Source organism: Streptomyces sp. BE20 (genome assembly GCF_036322525.1).
Lineage (GTDB): Bacteria > Actinomycetota > Actinomycetes > Streptomycetales > Streptomycetaceae > Kitasatospora.
In genome coordinates, this window is sequence record NZ_JAQYWW010000579.1 from 1 (window position 1) to 5,963 (window position 5,963).

2 protein-coding genes are annotated in these 5,963 nt (G+C 76.0%); both read right to left on the reverse strand.

From position 1 onward, the window contains the following. The coding region (locus tag PUR61_RS10335; protein ID WP_329878049.1) for a type I polyketide synthase at nucleotides 1-1,751 on the reverse strand (1,751 nt) is incomplete at its 3' end. A 53-nt stretch (nucleotides 1,752-1,804) separates the two neighbouring features. Beyond that, on the reverse strand, nucleotides 1,805-5,963 hold a 4,159-nt coding region (locus PUR61_RS10340; RefSeq protein ID WP_329878051.1), incomplete at its 5' end, for a type I polyketide synthase.

Sequence of the window (5,963 nt, forward strand, 5' to 3'; positions counted from 1 at the left end):
AGCCCACCAGCCTGCGCAGTACCGCGAACGACCTCCACACCCTCCAGATCACGCAACGCAGCCGGATCACCCAGCACCACCGCGCGCTCCTCGAAGCTCGCCCGGGTGGTGACCAGGGCGCGGGCCAGGTCGACCAGACCGTCACCGCCCCGCGTCCGGGCGGCGTCGGCCACCCCGGCGATCCGCAGGGCCTGCTCACGCAGCGCCTCCGGGGAACGCGCCGACACGACGAACGGCACCACGGACGGCACCACGGACGGCACCACAGCCGGAACCACCACGGACGGCACCGAGGACGGCGGACCCGTCTCGGGGTCCGTCCCGGACCCGGCCGGCGGAGCGGTCTCCTCCGCCGCGGCCGGCACCTCGGGCGCCTGCTCGATGATCACGTGCGCGTTGGTCCCACTGGCGCCGAAGGCCGAGACGCCGACCCGGCGCGGGCCGGTCACGGACGGCCACGCGCGCTGCTCGGTGAGCAGTTCCACCGCGCCCGCCGACCAGTTGACGAACGGCGTCGGCTCCTCCGCGTGCAGGGTGCGCGGCAGCACGCCGTGCCGGATCGCCAGCACCGACTTGATCACCCCGGCCACGCCGGCCGCCGCCTGGGTGTGCCCGATGTTCGACTTCAACGAGCCCAGCAGCAGCGGCTGTTCGGCCGGACGCTCCTGCCCGTAGGTGGCCAGGACGGCCTGGGCCTCGATCGGGTCGCCGAGCCGGGTGCCCGTCCCGTGCGCCTCCACCGCCTGCACGTCGGCCGTGGCGAGCCGGGCGTCCGCCAGGGCGGCCCGGATCACCCGCTGCTGGGCGGGGCCGTTGGGCGCCGTCAGGCCGTTGGAGGCGCCGTCCTGGTTGACCGCCGAACCGCGCAGCACCGCCAGCACCTCGTGACCCAGCCGCCGCGCGTCCGACAGCCGCTCGACCAGCAGCAGCCCGACCCCCTCGGCCCAGCCGGTGCCGTCCGCGTCCGCCGCGAAGGCCTTGCAGCGGCCGTCGGCGGAGAGCCCGCGCTGGCGGGAGAACTCGACGAAGCCCTGGGCCGTCGACATCACGCTGACCCCGCCGGCCAGCGCCAGGTCCGACTCCCCCGACCGCAGCGACTGCGCGGCCAGGTGCAGGGCGACCAGCGAGGAGGAGCACGCGGTGTTCACCGTGACCGCCGGACCCTCGAAACCGAACGTGTAGGAGATCCGGCCGGACGCCACGCTGTCCAGCCCGCCGATGCCCAGGTACCCCTCCAGGTCGCCCGGTGCGTCGTGGAGGCGGGGCGTGTAGTCCGTGCCGGCGAGGCCCGCGAAGACGGCCGTCCGACTGCCCTTGAGCGAGGTCGGGTCGATCCCGGCCCGCTCGAACGCCTCCCACGCGGTCTCCAGCAGCAGCCGGTGCTGCGGATCGGTGGCCACCGCCTCGCGCGGCGAGATGCCGAAGAACTCGGCGTCGAACTCGGCCGTGGTGTCCAGGAATCCGCCGTGCCGGGTGTAGGAGGTGCCGGGCCGGTCCGGGTCGGGGTCGTAGAGCCCGTCGAGGTCCCAGCCCCGGTCGGTGGGGAACTCGGTGATGGCGTCGACGCCCTCCGAGACCAGTCGCCAGAGGTCCTCGGGCGAGCCGACCCCGCCGGGCAGACGGCAGGCCATGCCGACGATGGCGATCGGCTCCCGCTTGGCCCGCTCCACCTCCTCCAGCCGCCGGTTGGCCTGGCGGGCGTCGGCCAAGGCGCGCTTCAGGTAGTCGCGGAGCTTCTGGTCGTTCGACATCGGTGCCTCTCGCATCACGGTCGTTCGGGTGGTCACAGGGGGCCGGACGGCCGTCAGTGGGTGTCGGAGGAGGACGCGTCGCGGTCCATCAGCGCGAACAGTTCCTCGTCGGTGGCGTTCTCCAGGTCGAGCTCGTCGAACCCGTCGCCGCCGATCGCCCCGTCCACCGGGCCGACGTCCCAGCGGTCGACCAGCGCCTTCAGCCGGGCCAGGACCGAAGCGCGCTCCACCCCCGGGTTCTCCGGGCCGGCCAGGGCCCGTTCGAGCGCGGCCAGCGACGCCAGCGCGCCGATCTCCGGCCCCGCCTCGGCCCCGGGGAGTTCGGTGATCAGGTACTCCGCGACGGCCGCCGGCGTCGGGTGGTCGAAGACCAGCGTGGCGGGCAGGTCCAGGCCGGTCCCGGCACCGATCCGGTTGCGCAGCTCGACGGCGGTCAGCGAGCTGAGCCCCAGCTCCCGGAACGCCCGGTCGGGGGCGACCCCGCTGGTGTCGGCATGGCCGAGCACCGCGGCGGCCTCCCGGCGGACCAGGTCGAGCAGCGCCGCCGCGCGCGCCTCCGGCTCGTCGAACACGGCCAGCCTGGCCACCCAGGGTGCGGGGCCGTCGGTCGCCGTCCCGGCCCCGACCACGGAGGCGGTCACCGTCGCGTTGGTCACGACCGCGTCCAGCCAGTAGCGCTGGCGCTGGAACGGGTAGACGGGCAGTGTGACCGGGCGCGGACGGGCGGCGGCGAACAGTCCCGGCCAGTCGACCGGCACCCCTCGCACCCACAGCTCGGCGGCGGAGAGCAGGAACCGGTCCAGCCCGCCGTGGTCGCGCCGGAGCGTGCCCGCCACCACCGAGCGGCGGTCGGCATCGGCCGCCCGGAGGGTCTCCTGGATCGGCACCGTCAGCACGGCGTGCGGGCTGACCTCGACGAACACGGTGTGCCCCGTCTCGGCGAGCCGCCGGGTGGCGTCCTCGAAGCGGACCGTCTCGCGCAGGTTGGTCACCCAGTACCCGGCGTCCAGCCCGGCCGTGTCGAACCAGTCGCCGGTGACCGTGGAGAGCAGCGGAACCTCCCCGGTCCGCGGGCGGACCGGGGCCAGCAGGTCGAGCAACTCGGCCCGCAGTCCGTCCACCTGGGCGGAGTGCGAGGCGTAGTCGACCGGGATCAGCCGGGCCCGGACGTCCTCCGCGCGGTAGCCGGCGACCAGTTCGGCCAGCGCCTCCGGCTCGCCGGAGACCACCGTCGCCGACGGGCCGTTCACCACGGCGACGGAGAGCCGCTCGCCCCAGGCCGCGATCCGCTCGCCGACCTCGGCCGCGGGCAGCGCGACCGAGGCCATGCCGCCGGCGCCGGAGAGGGCGAGGATGGCGCGGCTGCGCAGGGCGACCACGCGGGCGCCGTCGGCCAGCGAGAGGCCGCCGGCGACCACGGCCGCGGCGATCTCGCCCTGGCTGTGGCCGACCACCGCGTCCGGGCGGACGCCGTGCGCCTGCCAGAGCTCGGCGAGCGAGACCATCACCGCCCAGAGCACCGGCTGGACCACGTCCACCCGGTCGAGCCCGGGGGCACCGGGGGCGCCGCGCAGGACGTCGACCAGCGACCAGTCGGCGTGCGGGGCCAGGGCGGCCGCGCACTCCTCGATCCGGGCGGCGAACACCGGTGCGGTGTCGAGGAGTTCGACCGCCATGGCGGCCCACTGGGAGCCCTGGCCGGGGAAGACGAACACCGTCCGGCCGGTCACGTCGGCGCTGCCCGTGACCAGCGCGGCGGCCGGGTCCCCGGCGGCGAGCGCACGCAGCGCGGCCGGGTCGCCGACGGCGACCGCACGCTCCTCCAGCGCGCCCCGCGCGGTGGCCAGGGCGTTCGCGACGTCCACCGCGTGGTCGCCGACGGCCGGTTCCCGGTCGTCGGTGGCGGGTTCCCCGCCGCCGGTGGCCGACGGGTCGGTGACCGCCAGCAGCTCGGCGACCCGGGCCGCCTGGGCCCGCAGCGCCCCGGCCGTCCGGGCGGAGACCGGGTACGGCAACACGGCGGGCGCGATGCCGCGCTCGGCGGGAACCGCCGCCGGGGCCTGCTCGATGATCACGTGCGCGTTGGTCCCCGAGACGCCGAACGAGGAGACCGCCGCCCGTCGGGGGCGCCCGCTCACCGGCCACTCACGGGACTCGGTGAGCAGTTCCACCGCCCCCGCCGACCAGTCCACGTACGGCGAGGGCTCGTCGACGTGCAGGGTCTGCGGGAGGACACCGTGCCGGAGCGCCTGGACCATCTTGATGACGCCCGCCGCGCCGGCCGCCGCCTGCGTGTGCCCGATGTTGGACTTCAGCGAGCCGAGCCAGAGCGGCCGGTCCTCCGGCCGTCCCTGCCCGTAGGTGGCCAGCAGGGCCTGCGCCTCGATCGGGTCGCCCAGCGTGGTGCCGGTGCCGTGGCCCTCGACCGCGTCCACGTCGGCGGTGCCCAGACCCGCGTTGGCCAGCGCCTGGCGGATCACCCGCTGCTGGGACGGGCCGCTGGGCGCGGTGAGGCCGTTGGATGCGCCGTCCTGATTGACCGCGCTGCCGCGGACCACGGCGAGCACCTGGTGCCCGTTGCGCCGCGCGTCCGACAGCCGCTCGACCAGCAGCAGCCCCACCCCCTCGCCCCACCCGGTGCCGTCCGCGGCGCCTGCGTAGGCCTTGCAGCGGCCGTCCGCGGAGAGGGCGCGCTGCCGGGAGAACTCGACGAACGTGGTCGGGGTGGACATCACGGCCACGCCCCCGGCCAGGGCCAGGTCGCATTCGCCGGACCGCAGCGACTGCGCGGCCAGGTGCAGGGCGACCAGCGAGGAGGAGCACGCGGTGTCGACCGTGACCGCCGGGCCCTCGAACCCGAAGGAGTAGGAGATCCGGCCGGACGCCACGCTGCCCGCCGTGCCGTTGCCCAGCCAGCCCTCCAGCTCGGCCGGCACCTCACGGACGCGCGGCGCGTAGTCGTGGTACATCACGCCGGCGAAGACGCCGGTCCGGCTGCCGCGCAGGGTCGCCGGGTCGATGCCCGCGCTCTCCAGCGCCTCCCAGGTGGTCTCCAGCAGCAGCCGCTGCTGGGGGTCGGTGGCCAGCGCCTCGCGCGGCGAGATGCCGAAGAACTCGGCGTCGAACTCGGCCGGGCGCTCCAGGAACCCGCCGTGCCGGGTGTACGAGGTGCCGGGCCGGTCCGGGTCCGGGTCGTACAGCGCGTCGAGGTCCCAGCCCCGGTCGTCCGGGAACTCGCTGACGGCGTCCCGGCCTTCGGCGACCAGGCGCCACAGCTCCTCCGGCGTGGCGACTCCGCCGGGCAGGCGGCAGGCCATGCCGACGATGGCGATCGGCTCGTCGACACGCGACCGGGTCGACGTCTGCTGCCGGAACGTCACGGCCGTGTCGGCGCGTTCGGCGGCCGGGAGGCCGGCGCCGAGGAGTTCGGTGCGCAGGTGGTCGGCGAGGGCGGTCGGGTTCGGGTGGTCGAAGACCAGCGTCGCCGAGAGCCTCAGCCCGGTGGCCGCGGTGATCCGGTTGCGCAGCTCGACGGCGGTGAGCGAGTCCAGGCCCAGGCTGGTGAACGACCGCTGGGCGCCCACCGATTCGGCGTCCGTGCCGAGCACGGCGGACACCTCCGCACGGACCAGCCGGAGCAGCTCCGCCTGCCGCTCGGTGTCGTCCGGCAGGGCGGCGAGCCGCTGGGCGAGCGTCGCCTCGCCGGGCGCGGTGGCCGGTCCGCCGGCGCCGGCCGTGCGCCGGGCCGGGCGGACCAGACCGTGCAGCAGCACCGGGGCGGTGCGACCGCGCAGGACGGCGAGGTCCAGCGGGGACGGCACGAGGGTCGCCCGGTCGGTCAGCCGCTGGGCGGCGTCGAAGAGCCGGACCCCCTCGGCGGACCCGATCGGCCGGATGCCGAACCGGGCCAGCCGGGCGTGGTCGGCGGCGCCGAGGTGGCCGGTGATGCCGCTGGCCTCCTCCCACTGGCCCCAGGCCAGGGACTGGGCGGGCAGGCCGATCGACCGTCGGTGGACGGCCAGCGCGTCCAGATAGGTGTTCGCCGCCGCGTAGCTCCCCTGCCCCGGGCTCCCCAGGACGGCGGCGACGGAGGAGTACAGGACGAACGCGGCCAGGTCGTGGCCCCGGGTCAGCTCGTGCAGGTGCCGGGCCCCGTCCGCCTTCGGCGCCCACACCGCGGCCAACCGCTCGGGCGTCAGCGCGGTCAGGACC